Below are 18,351 nucleotides of genomic sequence, written 5' to 3' on the forward strand. Positions count from 1 at the left end.
AGCGGCAAGCGGATGCGGGACGTGTGAGTGGTTTCGGCTGGACGTGCGGTCGCGGGCGGCTGTGCCGGCCGTGATCGGTGGCTTCCGTCCCGATGTGACGATCAATGTGGCGTACCGGTCGGGCGACTGGGCGACCACGGCGGACGGCGCGGCGAACGTGGCGGCCGCCGTCGCCGCCTCGGGTGGCCGCTTGGTGCACGTCTCCAGTGACGCCGTCTTCTCGGGCGACGCGCCCTCCTACGACGAGACGTGCCTGCCCGACCCGGTCAACCCGTACGGGGCGGCCAAGGCGGCGGCCGAGACGGCCGTGCGGGCCCTGGTGCCCGGGGCGGCGATCGTCAGGACGTCCCTGATCGTCGGTCACGGCGCCTCGGCGCACGAGGCCTTCGTACGCTCGCTGGCGACCGGCTCGGCCACGGGCGTGCTGTTCACGGACGACGTACGGTGTCCCGTCCACGTCTCGGACCTGGCGGCGGCGCTGCTGGAGATCGCCGAGCGGGGCCTGCCCGGCGTGCACCACGCGGCCGGGGACCAGGCTCTGAGCCGCTACGAGCTGGGCCTGCTCATCGCCCGCAGGGACGGCCTCGACGAGAAGCGCCTGCGCCCGGGGCTACGCGCCGCCGGCGGAGTGCGCGGGCCGCTGGAGGTCCGCCTGGACTGCTCGGCGACCCGCCGCAGGCTCCACACCCGCCTCCGCCCCGCCTCCGAGTTCCTGGCCCCCGGCCACTCCTGACCCGTCGCCATCGCCCGCCCAGGCACGTGCACAGGGCCTGGGGGATGCCCTCATGGCCGGGTGCCGGGCACACCGCCCGCTCCTCTCATCCGCAGCACGACGCTCCGGCCTCCGCTAACCGGCGTCCGGTCCGTCGCAGATGCCGCCGGCGAAAGCCCTGGATTTCGTGTCACGGGGCGCGAGCGTCCGTGCGGTCTTCCCGGAGAGCGGGACCCTGCACACCGCACACATTCGAGGGTGCGGCGCGTCACGGGGTGCCGGGTCTGCAGCGGCGGCCCCGCGGACGTGGGCGTCCGCGCCGGCCACCCCCGAGACCATTCAAGATCAGCGCGGCGGCCCCGCGGGCGTGGGCGTCCGTGTGCCGCGCGGGTGCGGGCCTGCTCGATCTTGCTGCTCGAAGAGCCGCCTCACGTCCCTCCGCGGCCGAAGGGCGACGTTCGATGCGCCGGGCGACGCCGGGTGACCTCGTGCCCTGCGCAAACCTAAGACCCCGTGCAGAGCGCGGACGCCCGCGTCCGGCGCTCAGTGCGCTGGACGCGGGCGTTCAGCGCTCAGTGCGCTGGACGCGGGCGTTCGCGACGAGAGCTAGCCCCGGTGCGCCTCGAAGCGGAGCGTCCGGGAGACGCCCACCCGCACGGTGGTGCCGGGGGCGATGGTAACGGGCTCGTTCGGCGGGATGTCGTAGAAGTTGGGGTCGCCGGGCGGCTGGATCTGGGTGCCGTTGACGGAGCCCAGGTCCACCAGGTTGACGTCCCAGCCGTCGAGGGCGACGCGCAGGTGGCGCCGGGAGACCGAGCCGTCGGGGCTGGTCACCTTGGCGGGCCTGGCGCTGCCGCCGGCCACCTCGGGCGCGCGCTCGGGGTCGCGGCCGAGCAGGTAGTCGGTCTCGAGGGGCAGCGTGGTGCCGTCGTCGAGGATGAGGACGCCGAGCGAGGGGCGCGGGCCCTTATAGGGGACGAGCGTGCGCTGCACGAGGGCGATGCCGCAGACCGCGCAGTAGGGCGAGCGCGGGTCGTTGAAGTGGTCGTTCTTGCAGTCGACGCCGTAGACCATGGGCCGGTCGCCGTGCTCGGGCTGCTCCTGCTGCTGCGGAGGCTGGCCGGGCTGGTCGTAGGGGTCGGGGGTGCCCAGCACGGGCGGCGCCGGCTGGTCGAAGTGGTCGGGCGGGCCCATGGGCTGGGGCACCGGGTGGTCGCCTGAGCCGTTGCCCGAGGCGGGCTGCGGTTCGTCGAAGGTGGGGAACTGCTGCTGCTCGGGCTGGGGCGGCTGCTGCTCCTGCAGCCGGCTGGAAAGGCGGCTCGGGCGGCGTGAGGTAGGCCGGCTGCTCCTGCTGGTAGCCGGAGTCCTGCTGCTGGTAGGCGGGCTCGGGCTGGAACGGGGGCTGCTCGGCGGGCGCGGGCTGCGGGCCCGACGGCGGGCCGGGCGTGACCGGCGGCTGGTCGGCCAGCGGGTAGGGGGGCCGCTGCTCGGCAGGCTGCGGCTGGGGCTGCTCGGCCGGCTGCTGGGCGGGCGGCTGGGCGGGCGGCTGAATGAGGTCGGGCTCCATGTGGAGGCCGGTGGCGGGCATCTCGCTGGTCAGCATCCTGGCCGGGGCGGCCTGCCGCGGCTGGTCGGTGAGGTCGCCGATGATGCCGCCGCCGTGGACGACACCGCCGTCGAAGCGGACGGCGGGGTGAGGACCGCCCGCGCCGGGCAGGCTGAGCTCGACGCGCTCGACCGGGCCGTTGACGAGGCGGTCGGCCCAGGTCAGGCTGTCGCTGCCGGCCAGGCGCGTCTCGCCTGCCTGGGTGGTGACGGTGGCGGATGCGGATCCGCTGACGAGGACGGCGACGCCGTCGCCGACCGGTCCCGCGACCGCGCAGGTGGCGGGGTCGCCCGCCATGTCGGCCGCCAGGACCTGCGCGGCGCGGCGCGCCAGCGCGCGGCCGTCGCCGCCGGACTCGGCGGTCTCGCGAAGCGCTTCGATCAGCGCGTCGGCGGCGGATTCTCCCGAGTCGCACACCAGCAGCAGCCCGCCCATGTAGGCGACGAGCCCGTTTCCAGGAAGCGGACGCACCACTCCGAATCCATGGTCGGTCATGCGTCCTCCCTCAAGACGACCGTGCTGCGCTCATTGGTGCCCTCGCTGCGCTCGGTCACTCAACTCTCCTCCCCGGAAGCCGGCGATGTTACGGCACCCCGCACTGCCGTGCTGGCCACCAGCCATACGCATACCCAGACGCAGAGGCCGTGTCGCGGCCCCGTCGTCTCGATTCGATGAACCGGTGGGCCGCAACAAACCTCTTAACTGTGCAAGTTTGGCCAAACAGAACACTATCGGCCAGTCGTCACATCGCAGTAATCGCACGGGGACCGGCGGTGAGCCGGTGCGAAACTGCTGGGCACGACCCTATCCATGGGCAGCCGGTTAAACGAGTGGGACATATCAGACGCCGATGAAAACCCTGTTCACATCGGACGTGGCGAGCACGCCGTAGATCTCTCCGGTGCGCTCGACCAGCAGGTACTCGCTGCCCGGGGCGTCGCGCATGGCCTCGATGAGGGCCTCGCCCGCCAGGTCGGCGTTCAAGATCATGGTGGGTTCGAGCGTCTTGGCCAGCGAGGCGACGTTCACCCAGGGGCGGCGGTGCTCCGGGGTGGCCTGGACGGCGGCCTCGCTCACGATCGCCAGCGGCTTGCCCTCGTGATCGACCACGACCAGCGCGCCGGCGCGCGCCTCGGCGGCCTGGCGCAGCGCCTCCGACAGCGGCGTCTCGGCGGTGACGGGGATCGCCCTGCGCGCCAGCGTACGGGCGTTGACCTGCGGAATCCTCTCCTTGATCTTGGCGACGCGCAGCGACTGGGTGGCGCCCATCCAGATGAACGAGGCGAGCACCATCGGCCACAGCAGGTCGACGGGGTCGAACTCGCGCTCGCTGGTCAGCGCGGTCACCAGGGGGAAGGCGATGAGCAGCACGGCCAGCACCCGCCCGCCCCAGGCGGCCACGACGGTGCCGGAGCCGGGGCTGCCCGCCACCTTCCACACGCCGGCGCGCAGCATCCTGCCGCCGTCGAGCGGCAGCCCGGGCAGCAGGTTGAAGACGCCGACGATGAGGTTGGCGAACCACAGCTGCCAGGTGAGCACCTCAAGAATGCCGCCGCCGTTGATCAGGAAGACGTCGGCGAGCAGGCCGAGCCCGGCCAGCCCGAGCGAGAGCATGGGGCCCGCGGCGGCCACCATGAACTCCTTGCCGGGCGTGGGCGGCTCCTTCTCGATCTCGGAGACGCCGCCGAGGAGGTAGAGCGTGATGCGGCGCACCGGCAGCCCGTACGCCTTGGCGAGCACGCTGTGCGCCAGCTCGTGCAGCAGCACCGAGACGTACAGCAGGACCGCGAAGAGGAAGGCGACGCCGTAGGCGGCGAACTCGTCGAGCTGCGGCAGCATCTGCCGCATCTGCGGGCCGAACATCATGGTGATGAAGCCCGCCACCAGGAACCAGGTCCAGGAGACGTACACCGGAATGCCGAAGGGTCTGCCCATGCGTAGACCGGAGAACTCCTGTCGCGGCCTCTGCTCGCTCACCGCACTCCTCGTCCCAAACGTGCTGTTGCTGCCTTGATGCTACGCGCCGGATCACGTGATCCTCGTTGCGCGAAGGTTATTCTGTCGGCGTCTTGACCTAGAGTGCGGTGCATGACCTTGACCGAGCCGGTGATCATCGGAGCTCTCTCCCCGTCCCGGGCGGGCGATTTCATGACCTGCCCCCTGCTCTATCGCTTCCGGGTGATCGATCAGCTCCCCGAGAAGCCGTCGCAGGCGGCGGTGCGCGGCACGGTGGTCCACGCGGTGCTGGAGCGTCTGTACGACCTTCCCGCGCCGCGGCGTTCGGTTCAGGCGGCGCTGGAGCTGCTGGAGCCGCAGTGGCGGCGGCTGCTGGATGAGGAGCCTCAATACGCCGAGATGTTCGCCGACGAGGCGGAGCAGGCGGAGTGGCTGGCGCAGGCGCGCGGCATGCTGGAGCGCTACTTCACGCTGGAGGACCCGACGCGGCTGGAGCCGGCCGAGCGGGAGCTGTACGTGGAGGCGGTGCTCGACGGCGGGCTGATGCTGCGGGGCTACGTCGACCGGCTCGACGTGGCGCCGACCGGCGAGATCCGGGTGGTCGACTACAAGACGGGCAGCGCGCCGGGCCCGGAGTTCGAGGCCAAGGCGCTGTTCCAGATGAAGTTCTACGCGCTGGTGCTGTGGCGGCTGCGCGGCCAGGTGCCGCGGCTGCTGCAGCTGGTCTATCTGGGCGGTCAGGGCGAGGTGCTGCGGTACGCGCCCGACGAGGCCGACCTGCTGGCCACCGAGCGCAAGGTGACGGCGCTGTGGGCGGCGATCGAGCGGGCGCTGGAGACCGGCGAGTGGCGGGCGCGCCGCAGCCGGCTGTGCGACTGGTGCGACCATCAGGCGCTGTGCCCGGAGTTCGGCGGCACCCCTCCCCCGGTGCCCGACCGGCAGCCCGGCGACACCGTGCGCAGCACCCGGCGGTCGGCGACCGACGAGCTCTGACCGAGCGCCGGCCCCGCCGCACCGGCCCGGATGACGGTGCAATCCTCCCGAGGTAGGAGGTTGCGGGCTCTCACCTGGTCTTACAGTGAAGCGGTGCGGATGGATCGGAGCAGGCTCCACGACGCCGTGCTGGCCGGGGTGGTGGCCGCGGCATCCGTTTCGCTGTTCGTGCTGTACGGGCCCGAGCGGCTGCAGGCCGAGGGGCTGCCGGTGCACGGCATGCAACCGCCCGACGCGTTCGGGGTGGCGCTGGTGGTGCTGTCGTGCGCGCCCATCGTGGTGCGGCGGCGCTGGCCGCTGAGCGCCCTGTGGGCGGGGCTGGCGCCCGAGGCGCTGCTGAGCGGGCTCGGCTACGGCACGGGCACGGCGAGCCTGTCGGGGATGGTGCTGCTGTACTCGGTGGCCTCGCATCGTGGCCTGGCGATCTCGCTGGTGGCGCTGGCGGTGGCGCTGACCGCGTACCTGACGGGGGCGGCGGCGGGCCCGGTCGGCCCGGTGGGCTGGAACGAGTACGTGATCGTCGTCGTGGTGCTGGTGGCGGTCTGGGGCGCGGGCAGGAGCCTGCGGCTGCGCCGGGCGTACATGGAGGAGCTGAAGGACCGGGCGGCGCGGCTGGAGCGCGCGCACGCGGCCGACACCAGGGCGGCGCGGGCCGAGGAGCGCTCGCGGATCGCCCGCGAGCTGCACGACGTGGTGGCTCACCACGTGAGCGTGATGACGGTGCAGGCCGCGGCGGCGCGGCGGGTGCTGGAGACCGATCCCGAGCTGGCCCGCGAGGCGCTGTCGGCGGTGGAGCACACCGGGCGGCTGGCGATGACGGAGATGCGCAACATCGTGGGCGTGCTGCGCACCGACGGGCAGGCCGAGCTGGGGCCGCAACCGGCCGTGAAGGACCTGCCTGCGCTGGTCGAGCAGATGCGCGAGGCGGGGCTGCCGGTGCGGCTGCAGGTGGAGGGCACGGAGGTGCCGCTGCCCGCGGGGGTGGACCTGGCGGCGTACCGGCTGGTCCAGGAGGGGCTCACCAACAGCCTGCGGCACGCGGGCCCGGGGGCCAAGGCGGTGGTGACGGTCCGCTACCTGCCGGGCGAGCTGGACGTGAGCGTGGAGGACGACGGCGTGGGCGTCAAGGAGGACCAGACGGAGCCTCCGGGGCACGGCTTGGTGGGCATTCGCGAACGTGTCACGCTCTATGGTGGAATCCTCAACATCGGTCCGCTGCCGGGGGGCGGTTTCGAAGTGCGGGCGAGGTTCCCGTTGAAGGACGGCCAATGACGATCAGAGTGCTGCTGGTGGACGACCAGCCGCTGCTGCGCACAGGCTTCCGCCTGATCCTCGAGGCCGAGCCCGACATCACGGTGGTGGGGCAGGCGGGCGACGGCAAGGACGCGCAGGAGCAGTGCCGCGCGCTGCTGCCCGACGTGGTGCTGATGGACATCCGGATGCCGGGAGTCGACGGCATCGAGGCGACCCGCAGGATCGTGCGGGAGGCGGCGCCGGCCGCGCACGTGCCGAAAGTGCTGGTGCTGACCACGTTCGACCTCGACGAGTACATCGTGGAGGCGCTGCGGGCGGGAGCGTCGGGGTTCCTGCTGAAGGACGTGCCGCCCGACGAGCTGGTGCAGGCGATCCGGGTGGTGGCGGCGGGCGACGCCATCGTGGCGCCGAGCGTGACGCGGCGGCTGCTCGACAGGTTCGCCACGAAGCTGCCGCCCGCGTACGAGCAGGCCGCCCCGGCGCGGCTGGACCGGCTGACCGAGCGGGAGCTCGAGGTGATGCGGCTCATCGCCAGGGGCATGTCCAACGCCGAGATCGCGGCCAAGCTCGTGGTGAGCGAGACGACGGTCAAGACGCACGTCGGCAACGTGCTGACGAAGCTGGGGCTGCGCGACCGGGTGCAGGCCGTGGTGCTGGCGTACGAGACGGGCCTGATCACGCCGGGCGCCGGCTCCTGAGCTGAGCGGCGCCCGGCGCGTGTGTGGAGGCCGTCGTCAGCCGGCGGCGGGCGCCGAGGCGGCGGACTCCTCGGGGGCGTTCTCCGGGAAGTGGCAGGCCACCTGATGGCCGCCGGCCAGCTCCTGCAGCGGCGGCTCGACCTTCTTGCAGATCTCCTGCGCCTTCCAGCAGCGGGTGTGGAAGCGGCAGGCGGGCGGCGGGTTGAGCGGGCTCGGCACGTCGCCGGTGAGCCGGATGCGCTCGCGCTCCTTGCGCGCCTTGGGGTCGGGCACGGGCACGGCCGACAGCAGGGCGTTGGTGTACGGGTGCATCGGCGAGTTGTACAGCCGCTTGCGGTCGGCCACCTCGACGATCTTGCCCAAGTACATGACGGCGACGCGGTCGCTGATGTGCCGCACGACCGACAGGTCGTGGGCGATGACGACATAGGTGAGGTCCAGCTCGCGCTGGAGGTCTTCGAGCAGGTTGACGACCTGGGCCTGGATGGACACGTCGAGCGCGGAGACCGGCTCGTCGGCGATGATCAGCTTGGGCTTGAGCGCGAGCGTACGGGCGATGCCGATGCGCTGACGCTGGCCGCCGGAGAACTCGTGCGGGTAGCGGTTGTAGTGCTCGGGGTTGAGCCCGACCATCTCCAGGATCTCCTGGACGGCCTTCTTGATGCCGTTCTCGGTGCGCACGCCCTGGATGCGGAACGGCGCGCCGACGATGGCGCCGACCGTGTGGCGGGGGTTGAGCGACGAGTACGGGTCCTGGAAGATCATCTGCATGTCGCGCCGGAGCGGCCGGAGCTTGCTCTGGCTCATGTGCGTGATGTCCTGGCCCTCGAAGATCACCTTGCCGCCGGTGGGTTCCAGCAGGCGGGTGACCAGGCGTCCCGTGGTGGACTTGCCGCAGCCGGACTCCCCCACCAGGCCGAGCGTCTCGCCCTTGTACACGTCGAAGCTGATGCCGTCGACCGCCTTGACGGCGCCGACCTGCCTTTTGAACAGGCCCTTGGTCACGGGGAAGTGCTTCTCCATGTTCTGCACGGAAAGAAGCAGCTCGTTGTCGCTCACTGGGTCTCCAGCACTGGCTTGATCTCGTTGGCCCACAGGCTCTGCCGCTCGTCCCTGCTCATGTGGCAGCGCACCAGGTGGCCGCCCTCGGTCTCGGCGAGGGCCGGACCTCGGTCGTGGCCTTGCCCTTGGTGCGCTCGGCGTACGGGCAGCGCGGGTGGAAGGCGCAGCCCGGCGGCACGTTGATCAGGGACGGCGGCGAGCCCTTGATCGGCAGCAGCCGCTCGGTGGGCTCGCGGTCGAGACGCGGCATGGAGCCCAGCAGGCCCCAGGTGTAGGGGTGCTCGGGGCGGTAGAAGATGTCTTCGGTGCTGCCGTACTCGACGCACTTGCCGGCGTACATGACGAGGATGTCGTCCGACAGCTCGGCGACCACGCCCAGGTCGTGGGTGATGACGATGAGCGCGGAGTTGAACTCGCGCTGCAGGTCGCGCATCAGGTCGAGGATCTGCGCCTGGACGGTCACGTCGAGCGCGGTGGTCGGCTCGTCGGCGATGAGCAGCTCGGGGTCGCACGACAGCGCCATGGCGATCATGGCGCGCTGGCGCATGCCGCCGGAGAACTCGTGCGGGTAGCTGTCGACGCGCTTGGCCGGCTCGGGGATGCCGACGCGGCCGAGCATGTCGATGGCGTGCTTGCGGGCGACCTGCTTGGAGACGTCGTTGTGGATCCGGTACGCCTCGATGATCTGGTCGCCGACGGTGTAGAAGGGGTGCATCGACGACAGCGGATCCTGGAAGATCATCGCCATCTTCTTGCCGCGCAGCCGGCGCACGTGCTCGGCGGAGGCGCCGATCAGCTCCTCGCCGTCGAGCCAGATCTCGCCGGAGATGCGGGCCCTGCCGCCCTTGTGCAGGCCGAGGATGCCGAGGCTGGTCACGCTCTTGCCGGAGCCGGACTCGCCGACGATGCCGAGGGTCTTGCCCCGCTCGACGCTGAACGACAGCCCGTCGACGGAGCGGACGAGACCGTCGTCGGTCGGGAAGTGGATCTTCAGATCCTTGACGTCAAGGAAGCTCATGCCAACCTCACCCTCGGGTCGACCACGGCGTACAGCAGGTCGACGACCAAGCTCGCGACCACCACGAAACCCGCGGCGACGAGCACGACACCCATGACCTGCGGCAGGTCCTGGTTCCTGATCGCCAGGATGGCGAACTGGCCGAGCCCGGGCAGAGTATAGGTGGTCTCGGTGAGGACGGCGCCGCCGATGAGCAGGCCGAAGTCGATGCCGAAGAGGGTCAGGATCGGGGTGAGCGCGGCGCGCAGGCCGTGCTTGACCACCACCTGGTTCTCCCGCAGGCCCTTGGCTCTCGCGGTGCGGATGTAGTCCTCGCCCATCGTCTCCAGCATGCCCGCCCGGGTCAGCCGCGCGTACGTGGCGGCGAACAGGAACGCCAGCGTGATCCACGGAAGCAGCAGGTTGTAGGCCCACTGCGCCGGGTTCTCGGTGAAGTCCGTCCACGCGCCGCCCGGCGGCGTCCAGCCGAGGCCGTAGCTGAAGACGACCAGGGAGATCATGCCGGTGAAGAAGATGGGCAGCGAGACGCCCGCCAGGGCGGTGCCCATGGAGAGCCGGTCGAAGAAGCTGCCTCTGCGCAGCGCCGACAGCACGCCGACGCTGACGCCGCCCACGACCCACAGCAGGGCCGCGCCGATGGCCAGCGAGAAGGTGACCGGCATGCGGTCGAGCAGGTCGGGCCAGACCGGCTGGCCGCTGATGAAGGAGTAGCCGAAGCAGGGCGCGGGGCACTGCTCGACGCCCGCACCGTAGTCGTACTCGGCACCGGCGACCAGGCCCTTGACGAACCTGCCGTACTGCACGACCACCGGGTCGTAGAAGCCGAGCCGCTCGGCCACCAGGTGGACGGTCTCCGGCGTGGCCGCCCGCCCGACGTACCGCGACGCGAGGGCCTCGGGTGTCGCCCCGGCCCACTGCGGCACGACGAAGAAGATGCCGAACGTGACCATGCTGATCAGGATGAGCATGGCGATCGCGCCGATCAGACGCCTGATGATGTATGTGACCACCGCTACCGGCCGAGTGGCCCGCCCGCGCTGGCGGGCGGGCCACTCCTGCCTTCACCTGCCTTCGTTAGATCCCCGAACCTCGCCTGGTCACTCGACGCCGAGCAAGATGTAGTCGTACATGCTCTGGCCTTCGTTGTAGGCGATGTTCGTCACGCCTTCACCGCGCAGGAGCAGGGACTTGGCCCACACCACGGGCAGGATGGACGCGTCCTCCATGACCTTCTTGTCCACCTCGACCCACAGCTTGCCGCGGGCGGTCGCGTCCAGCTCCGCGGAGGCCTGGTCGATCAGCTTGTCGACCTCCTCGTTCTTGACGCTGAGGTTATAGTTGCCGGCCTTGCGAATGGTGCGGCTGTCGACGATCGCCTGCATGAAGCCGTAGCCGTCGGGCCAGTCGGCACCCCAGCCGTGGGTGGCCAGGCCGATGCCGTTCTTCTTGACGTAGTCGACGTTGCCTGCGTAGTCGGAGAAGTAGCTGGAGGCCGGGAAGCCCTTGAGGGTGAGCTTGATGCCGACCCGGGCCAGGGCCTGCTGCATGGCCTCGGCGAGCGCCTTCTCACGCGGGCGGTCCGAGCGGTACGTCATGGTGGTGGAGAAGCCGTTCGGCTGGCCGCAGGCGGCGAGGGCCTGCTTGGCCTTCTCGACGTCGCCCTTGTTGTCGGGGCTGGCGTACAGGTCGAACTTCTCCTGGCCGACGATGGGCGGCGGCATCACGTTGGTGGCGATGTCGCCACCGGCGAGCGGGCCGCCGTAGGCGGTCTGGTTGGCGACGCGGTCGGCGGCGAACATGACGGCCTTGCGGCACTCGACGTTGTCGAGCGGCGCCGTGTCGGGGATGACCGAGACGTACCAGAGCCTGGGGATCGTCGGGTTGTCCGTACGGGCCTTGAGCTGCGGGTCCGGCAGCACCTTGCCGAGCGCGGCGGGCTGCAGGCCGGTGCCGGGGATGTCGAGGTGGATGTCACCGGCGATGAGCTGGTTGTCCAGGTCGTCGGCGTTGACGTTGAGCTGCACCTCGATGCGGTCCGGCAGGGCGGGCCTGATCGGGTCGGTCGCCGGGTCCCACTGGTCGTTGCGGACCAGGGTGAAGCGCTTGCCGATCTCGTTGGTCTCGAACTTGTACGGGCCCGAGGAGATCACGTGCTCCTTGTACTTGGCGCCCGTGTCCTTGTCCTTCGGCACCGGAGCCGTCATCGGCATCTGGACGATGTAGTCCATCGACGCGAACGGCTTCTTCAGGTGGAAGACGACCGTGGTGTCGTCGGGCGCCTCGACGGCGGAGCTGTAGTCGACGTCGGGGGTCTTGTAGACGCCCTTGAAGTCCTTCGGCCAGTCGAGCAGCTCGTTGAGGTAGGAGGGGCCGTGCGGGAAGGTCTCCTTGTCGAAGGAGCGCGCCACCGCGTAGGCCACGTCCTTGGCGGTGATCGGCGTGCCGTCCTCGAACTTCAGCCCGCTCCTGAGCTTGTACGTCCAGGTCTTGCCGTCGTCGCTGGGCTGGCCGAGCCCTTCGGCCAGGTCGGGGACGACGGTGTTGCCCTCGGGGCCGGGGCCCGGCTTGTACGTCGTCAGCGTCCGCCAGTAGAAGCGGCCGAAGTTGAACGAGTAGCCGTAGTAGGTGTCGCCCGGGTCGAGGCTGTCCCAGTCGGATGAGTGGGCCGCCTTGAGCGTCCCGCCCTTCTTGGTGGACGGGTTGTAGACCTGGGTCAGAGCGGCGTTGAACGCGGGTTGCGCGGCACCGCCAGAGGCCGACTGGGCGGGCTGGGAGGCGTTGCCACCTCCGCCGCCGCAGGCGGAGAGCACCAGGGCGGCCGCTGTCGCGGCTCCGGCCAGTGCGTGTTTCCTTCTCATTGACTAACCCCTTGGTGAGTGAGATGCGGGGGATGAAGCGTTGGCGGAACTCAGTGCGCCCGAGGGTCGAAGGCGTCCCGCAGCCCGTCGCCGAACAGGTTGAACGCCAAGACCGTAATGAAGATCGCCAGCCCCGGGAAGAGCACGAAGTGGGGCAGTGTGTAGAAGCGGACCGCCTCGGAGAGCATGCCACCCCACGTCGGGGTGGGCGGGTTGATGCCGACGCCCAGGAACGACAGCGCGGCCTCGAAGAGGATGTTGGTCGGGATGAGCAGGGTCGCGTAGACCAGGATGGGCGCCATCAGGTTCGGCAGCACCTCGCGGAAGAGGATGTAGCCGTGGCGCGCGCCGAGGCTCTTGGCCGCGTCGACGAACTCCCGCTCGCGCAGTGACAGCGTCTGGCCGCGGACGATGCGGCCGATGCTGGGCCAGCTGAAGAAGCCGATGATGAAGATCAGCATGGCGATGCGCAGCCCGTTGCCCTCCAGTCCGAATCCCTTGTCGGGGATGACGCCGGCCAGCGCGATGGCGAAGACCAGCAGCGGGAAGGCGAGGAAGACGTCCATGAGACGGCCGATGATCTGGTCGACCCAGCCGCCGAAGTATCCGGCGATGACGCCGAGCGTGGTGCCGATGATCACCGACAGCATGGTGGCGAGGAAGCCGATGAGCAGCGAGATCCAGGCGCCTGCGACGATGCGGCTGAAGATGTCGCGGCCGTTGACCGGCTCGACGCCGAGCAGGTATTCGCTGCTCATGCCGCCGAACGCGCCCTTGGGCAGGAGCGTGTTGGGGTCGATCTGGTCCTGGTGGAACTCCAGGGGCGGGTGGCCGAACGCGCTGATGATCGGCCCTTGGAAGATCGCGACAAGGATCAGCAGGATGACGACGATGCCGCCGCCGAGCGCGACCTTGTCACGGCGCAGCCGCATCCAGGCGATCCGGGTGAGAGAACGGCCCTGGATGGACTTGCCCGCTCCGGTGAGCACAGCCTCCGGGTTCGCCTCGGCTGTGGAACCGGGAACGTCAAGCGGTGCGGTCATTCCGTAATGCCCCCTGCTGACAAGACGACGCAGTCTCTGCGTAGTGAACTACAGACCGCATGACGCGACCTCAGGAGGCAGAATCTATGGCCTGAGCTGCGCTGACTAGTCCCTCCAGACGCGATGTGGCTAATCTGTGATTGTTGCGAAACTCATTCGTATCGATCTTGAACCGAATGTCTAGAGCGCGTTCCGGTTAAGTCTCGGAACCGTGACATAGCCGCGCGGCGCGCCGGCTTCAGCTGATTCCGCGCCGCTTCAGCAGCTCCTCGATGTCGGAGAAGTCGTCGTCGGCGGAGCTCGTCTTCTTGGGGCTCACGGCGGGCTGCGGCTTGGCGGCCGCGGTGGCCTGCTGGGCGGGCCGCGTGGCCGTCGCGGCGGCTCCTGCCTGCGGAGACTCGCCGCCCTGCTTCTTGCGGGCCCCTGCCAGCTTCCTGCCGCGCATCACGCCCGACACCACGAACAGCACCGCCGACAGCCCGGCCAGCGCCACGCCCGCCCACACCGAGGGGTTGAACACCAGGCCGGTCACGAAGCGCACCGCGGTGGTGCCGATCGTCCACAGGGACTGCAACGCGTCGGTGAGGTAGGCGGCCATCGGCAGCAGCGCCCACGCCGTCACGCGCAGGCCGGCGGCCGCGCCTCTGCGGCGGAACGCCAGGAAGGCCAGCACCAGCCCGGCGATGGTCGCTCCTGCGCACAGCGGCAGCCAGGCGATCGCGTTGAAGGTCTCCATGTCAGACGTCCCCTAGTCCGTGGCTCGTGCTTTCCATCCTGGCACGCGGAGGCGTTCCCGCCTCCTCCGCGAGAACCACTTCTCCCCTAGGGGAACGTCCCTATGACCCCAGAAGTGCCCTGAGGTCCGCGACCCCGACGCGGGTCAGGGACGGCACGACGAGCCGCCCGGGGGCCTCCTCGACGGGCACCAGGCTCGGCACGGCCACCACGGCGCAGCCGGCGGCCGTGGCCGCGGCCACGCCGTTGGGCGAGTCCTCCAGCACGACGCAGCGCGCCGGCTCGACGCCGAGCCGCCGGGCCGCCGTCAGGTAGGGCTCGGGGTCCGGCTTGGTACGGGTGACGTCGTCGGCGGTCACGACGAGGTCGAAGCGTTCCCTGCCGACGCTCTTGAGCACGGCGTCGGCGATCGGCCGGACCGACGAGGTGACCAGTCCCACCGGCACGCCCTCGTCGCGCAGCGCGTCGAGCAGCTCGGAGGCGCCGGGCATGACGGGGACGCCGTCCTGGAGCCTGGCCACCATGCCGTCGGTCATCCACGCGCGGATGCTCTCCGGCGGCACGTCGGCGCCCGAGACGGCCAGCATGTAGTCGACGGTGCGCTCCATGGAGCCGCCCACCAGGTTGGCCTGGTGCTCGGGCGTCCAGGCGGCGCCGAGCCTGGCCATCACCCCGGTCTCGACCTCCAGCCAGACGCGTTCGCTGTCCACCAGCAGGCCGTCCATGTCGAAGAAGACGGCGTCCATGTATCGCTCCCCGATCGGTTGGCGGTTCGTGCCGTGACGTCGCTGACCTGCCGCCCTGCGCGCACGGCGAACCGCCCGATGCCGGCGCGGGGCGGGACCGGGCGGTCAGACGTTGAAGTATTTCGCCTCAGGGTGGTGGGCGACGAGCGCCGAGGTGGCCTGCTCGGGGTGGAGCTGGAACTCCTCCGACAGCGTCACGCCGATGCGCTCGGGGCCGAGCAGCTCGAACAGCTGCTTCTGGTCCTCCAGGTTCGGGCAGGCCGGGTAGCCGAACGAGTAGCGGCAGCCCTGGATGTTGACCTTGAGCATGTCGTCGAGCGACTCGTCGCCGCCGATGCCGAGCTCGGCGCGCACCCGGGCGTGCCAGTATTCGGCCAGCGCCTCGGTGAGCTGCACCGACAGGCCGTGCAGCTCGAGGTAGTCGCGGTAGGCGTCTTTGGCGAACAGCTCGGCCGTGGCCTGGCTGATCTTCGCGCCCATGGTGACGACCTGGAAGCCGACGACGTCGGTCTCGCCGCTGTCCTTGGGGCGGAAGAAGTCGGACAGGCACAGGTGGCGGTCGCGGCGCTGGCGCGGGAACGTGAAGCGGGTGCGCTCGCCGCCGGACTCGTCGAGGATGATCAGCGAGTCGCCCTCGGAGACGCACGGGAAGTAGCCGTAGACGACGGCCGCCTCCAGCAGCCCCTCGGTCTGGATGCGGTCGAGCCACATGCGCAGCCGCGGCCGGCCCTCGGTCTCGACCAGCTCCTCGTAGCCGGGCCCTTCGCCGCCCCTGGTGGGCTTGAGCCCCCACTGGCCGAGGAACAGGGCGCGCTCGTCGAGGAAGGCGGCGTAGTCGGCCAGCGAGATGCCCTTAACGACGCGGTCGCCGTGGAAGGGCGCCTTCGGCACCCGGTTGTCGGTGGCGACGTCGGAGCGGGCCGGCAGCTCCTCGACGGGCGTGCGGACGAGCGTGGCGCCGGTCTTGACGCGCCGCTCGCGCAGCGGCGGCAGCGTCGCGCCCTCCTCGCCGCGCTTGACCGCCATGAACGCGTCCATCAGCCGCAGCCCCTCGAACGCGTCGCGGGCGTAGCGCACCTCGCCCTCGAACAGCTCGGCGAGGTCCTGCTCGACGTAGGCGCGGGTCAGGGCGGCGCCGCCGAGCAGCACGGGGTAGCGCTGGGCGAGGCCCCTGGAGTTCATCTCCTCCAGGTTCTCCTTCATGATGACCGTCGACTTGACCAGCAGGCCGGACATGCCGATGACGTCGGCCTTGTGCTCGTCGGCGGCCTCGAGGATGGCCGAGACCGGCTGTTTGATGCCGAGGTTGACCACGTGGTAGCCGTTGTTGGACAGGATGATGTCGACGAGGTTCTTGCCGATGTCGTGCACGTCGCCCTTGACGGTGGCGAGCACGATGCGGCCCTTGGTCTCGCCCTCGACGCGGTCCATGTGAGGCTCGAGGTAGGCGACGGCGGCCTTCATCACCTCGGCCGACTGGAGCACGAACGGCAGCTGCATCTGCCCGGAGCCGAACAGGTCGCCGACCGTCTTCATGCCGTCGAGCAGCACGTCGTTGATGATCTCCAGGGCGGGCCGCTGGCCGAGCGCGTCGTCGAGGTCGGCCTCCAGTCCCTTGCGCTCGCCGTCGATGATGCGGCGCTTGAGCCGCTCCCACAGCGGCAGCGCGGCCAGCTCCTCGGCCTTGCCCGCGCGCATGGCGGCGGCGTCGACGCCCTCGAACAGCTCCATGAACCGCTGCAGCGGGTCGTAGCCCTCGCGGCGGCGGTCGTAGACCATGTCGAGCGCGACCTGGCGCTGCTCGTCGGGGATGCGCGCCATCGGCAGGATCTTCGAGGCGTGGACGATGGCCGAGTCGAGGCCCGCGTTGACGCACTCGTTGAGGAACACCGAGTTGAGCACCATGCGGGCGGCCGGGTTGAGGCCGAAGCTGATGTTGGAGACGCCGAGCGTGGTCTGCACGCCGGGGTAGCGGCGTTTGAGCTCGCGGATCGCCTCGATGGTCTCCAGGCCGTCGCGCCTGGTCTCCTCCTGGCCGGTGGCGATGGGGAAGGTCAGGCAGTCGACGATGACGTCTTCGACCCGCATGCCCCAGTTGGTGGTGAGGTCTTCGATCAGCCGGGTGGCCACGCGCAGCTTGTGCTCGGCGGTGCGGGCCTGGCCCTCCTCGTCGATGGTGAGGGCGACCACGGCGGCGCCGTGCTCGCGCACCAGGCGCATGATCTTCTGGAAGCGGGAGTCGGGGCCGTCGCCGTCCTCGTAGTTGACGGAGTTGACGGCGGCGCGCCCGCCCAGCATCTCCAGGCCGGCCTGCAGCACCGCCGGCTCGGTGGAGTCGAGCATGATCGGCAGTGTGGAGGCGGTGGCGAAGCGGAAGGCGAGCTCCTTCATGTCGGCGACGCCGTCGCGGCCGACGTAGTCGACGCACAGGTCGAGCATGTGGGCGCCGCCGCGCGCCTGCTCGCGCGCCATCTCGACGCAGTCGTCCCAGCGGCCCTCCAGCATGGCCTCGCGGAACGCCTTGGAGCCGTTGGTGTTGCAGCGCTCGCCGATGGCGAGGTAGGAGGTGTCCTGCCGGAACGGGACGGTCTGGTAGAGCGAGGAGGCGCCCGGCTCGGGGCGGGGGCGGCGGGCGACGGGCTGCCTGCCGCGCACCTTCTCGACCACCTGGCGCAGGTGCTCGGGCGTGGTGCCGCAGCAGCCGCCGACCAGGGACAGGCCGTAGTCGCGGGTGAAGGAGTCGTGGGCGTCGGCCAGCTCCTGCGCCGTCAGCGGGTAGTGGGCGCCGTCGGCGGTCAGCACGGGCAGGCCGGCGTTGGGCATGCAGGACAGCTTGAGCCGCGAGTGGCGGGCGAGGTAGCGCAGGTGCTCGCTCATCTCGGCGGGACCGGTCGCGCAGTTGAGGCCCACGACGTCGACGCCGAGCGGCTCGATGGCGGTGAGCGCCGCGCCGATCTCGGAGCCGAGCAGCATGGCGCCGTTGGTCTCGATGGTGACCTGGGCGATGATCGGGATGTCGCGGCCCGCCGCCTCGATGGCCCGCTTGGCGCCGACGACGGCGGCCTTGACCTGGAGCAGGTCCTGGCAGGTCTCGATGATCAGCGCGTCGGCGCCGCCCGCGATCAGGCCGGCGGCGTTGTCGCGGTAGGCGTCGCGCAGGCTCGCGTACGGCAGGTGGCCGAGCGTCGGCAGCTTGGTGCCTGGGCCCATGGAGCCGAGCACGAAACGCGGCTGGTCGGGCGTGGACCAGTGGTCGGCGGCCTCGCGGGCGATGCGGGCGCCGGCCTCGGAGAGCTCGTAGACGCGGTCGGCGATGTCGTATTCGCCGAGCGCGGCGAGGTTGGCGCCGAAGGTGTTGGTCTCGACGCAGTCGACACCGACGGCGAAGTAGGCGTCGTGGACGCCGCGCACGATGTCGGGCCGGGTGACGTTGAGCACCTCGTTGCAGCCCTCGTGACCATGGAAGTCGTCGAGCGTGGGGTCCTGCGCCTGGAGCATCGTGCCCATAGCCCCGTCAGCCACGATGACGCGCTGGGACAACACTTCTCGAAAGGACGGGGAGATGCTCATGAGGTTCAGCTTATCGGGTGCGCCTCGAGCGCCGGTCGTGCGCCGTTTCCGCGCGTCGTAAGCGGCCTGAACTCGGGGTTTTCGGGGTGTTTGCGATGCG

14 protein-coding genes and 1 pseudogene are annotated in these 18,351 nt (G+C 70.5%); 5 read left to right on the forward strand and 10 right to left on the reverse strand.

The window, feature by feature from the left end:
* Window positions 1-70 precede the first annotated feature (70 nt).
* Window positions 71-733 (forward strand): sugar nucleotide-binding protein, encoded by a 663-nt coding sequence (locus ACFMQL_RS40855; RefSeq protein WP_378790068.1) that lies wholly within the window; start codon window positions 71-73, stop codon window positions 731-733.
* 585 nt (window positions 734-1,318) lie between these two features.
* Here ACFMQL_RS40855 and ACFMQL_RS40860 read toward each other — a convergent pair.
* Complete coding sequence (locus ACFMQL_RS40860; RefSeq protein ID WP_378790069.1) at window positions 1,319-1,918, reverse strand: FHA domain-containing protein; 600 nt, start codon at window positions 1,916-1,918, stop codon at window positions 1,319-1,321.
* Between ACFMQL_RS40860 and ACFMQL_RS40865 the strand changes: the two genes are divergently transcribed.
* A complete protein-coding gene (locus ACFMQL_RS40865) occupies window positions 1,905-2,993 on the forward strand; it encodes a hypothetical protein (protein WP_378790070.1) in 1,089 nt (362 codons plus the stop codon). The genes ACFMQL_RS40860 and ACFMQL_RS40865 overlap by 14 nt on opposite strands.
* A gap of 165 nt (window positions 2,994-3,158) precedes the next feature.
* Here ACFMQL_RS40865 and ACFMQL_RS40870 read toward each other — a convergent pair whose 3' ends face one another.
* The gene (locus ACFMQL_RS40870; RefSeq protein WP_364065411.1) at window positions 3,159-4,253 is read right to left on the reverse strand and encodes a site-2 protease family protein; all 1,095 of its coding nucleotides are present in this window, start codon (window positions 4,251-4,253) and stop codon (window positions 3,159-3,161) included.
* Between the two features lie 153 nt (window positions 4,254-4,406).
* On the opposite strand from ACFMQL_RS40870, the gene ACFMQL_RS40875 reads away from it, so the two are divergent.
* The 3 genes from ACFMQL_RS40875 (at window position 4,407) to ACFMQL_RS40885 (ending at window position 7,219) form a co-directional block, all read left to right on the forward strand.
* The gene (locus ACFMQL_RS40875) at window positions 4,407-5,267 is read left to right on the forward strand and encodes a RecB family exonuclease (protein WP_364065414.1); all 861 of its coding nucleotides are present in this window, start codon (window positions 4,407-4,409) and stop codon (window positions 5,265-5,267) included.
* Window positions 5,268-5,366: 99 nt separating this feature from the next.
* Window positions 5,367-6,539: a sensor histidine kinase gene (locus ACFMQL_RS40880; protein WP_378790271.1), complete on the forward strand. Its 1,173-nt coding sequence runs from the start codon at window positions 5,367-5,369 to the stop codon at window positions 6,537-6,539.
* A complete protein-coding gene (locus tag ACFMQL_RS40885) occupies window positions 6,536-7,219 on the forward strand; it encodes a response regulator transcription factor (RefSeq protein WP_364065417.1) in 684 nt (227 codons plus the stop codon). The genes ACFMQL_RS40880 and ACFMQL_RS40885 overlap by 4 nt, the downstream gene beginning before the upstream one ends.
* A 36-nt stretch (window positions 7,220-7,255) precedes the next feature.
* On the opposite strand, the gene ACFMQL_RS40890 is transcribed toward ACFMQL_RS40885, so the two are convergent.
* From ACFMQL_RS40890 to metH, 8 genes and pseudogenes are all read right to left on the reverse strand, one after another.
* Window positions 7,256-8,242: an ABC transporter ATP-binding protein gene (locus tag ACFMQL_RS40890; RefSeq protein WP_378790272.1), complete on the reverse strand. Its 987-nt coding sequence runs from the start codon at window positions 8,240-8,242 to the stop codon at window positions 7,256-7,258.
* 32 nt (window positions 8,243-8,274) lie between these two features.
* Window positions 8,275-9,299: pseudogene (locus ACFMQL_RS40895) on the reverse strand (ABC transporter ATP-binding protein).
* Window positions 9,296-10,309, reverse strand: coding sequence for an ABC transporter permease (locus ACFMQL_RS40900; protein WP_364065422.1), 1,014 nt, complete (start codon window positions 10,307-10,309; stop codon window positions 9,296-9,298). The pseudogene ACFMQL_RS40895 and the gene ACFMQL_RS40900 overlap by 4 nt, the downstream one beginning before the upstream one ends.
* Before the next feature lie 87 nt (window positions 10,310-10,396).
* Window positions 10,397-12,157 (reverse strand): ABC transporter substrate-binding protein, encoded by a 1,761-nt coding sequence (locus ACFMQL_RS40905; protein ID WP_364065425.1) that lies wholly within the window; start codon window positions 12,155-12,157, stop codon window positions 10,397-10,399.
* 50 nt (window positions 12,158-12,207) lie between these two features.
* The gene (locus ACFMQL_RS40910) at window positions 12,208-13,200 is read right to left on the reverse strand and encodes an ABC transporter permease (protein ID WP_364065427.1); all 993 of its coding nucleotides are present in this window, start codon (window positions 13,198-13,200) and stop codon (window positions 12,208-12,210) included.
* A 238-nt stretch (window positions 13,201-13,438) separates the two neighbouring features.
* On the reverse strand, window positions 13,439-13,936 hold the full coding sequence (locus ACFMQL_RS40915) for a cellulose synthase (protein WP_378790071.1): 498 nt from the start codon (window positions 13,934-13,936) through the stop codon (window positions 13,439-13,441).
* 100 nt (window positions 13,937-14,036) lie between these two features.
* Window positions 14,037-14,681, reverse strand: a complete 645-nt coding sequence (locus ACFMQL_RS40920) for an HAD family hydrolase (protein WP_378790072.1) — start codon at window positions 14,679-14,681, stop codon at window positions 14,037-14,039.
* Between the two features lie 105 nt (window positions 14,682-14,786).
* Window positions 14,787-18,251 carry a methionine synthase gene (metH, locus tag ACFMQL_RS40925; protein WP_364065433.1) on the reverse strand — a complete coding sequence of 1,155 codons (3,465 nt, stop codon included), beginning with the start codon at window positions 18,249-18,251 and terminating at the stop codon, window positions 14,787-14,789.
* Window positions 18,252-18,351: the final 100 nt, after the last annotated feature.

This window comes from Nonomuraea fastidiosa (genome assembly GCF_042751225.1).
Classification (GTDB): domain Bacteria; phylum Actinomycetota; class Actinomycetes; order Streptosporangiales; family Streptosporangiaceae; genus Nonomuraea; species Nonomuraea fastidiosa.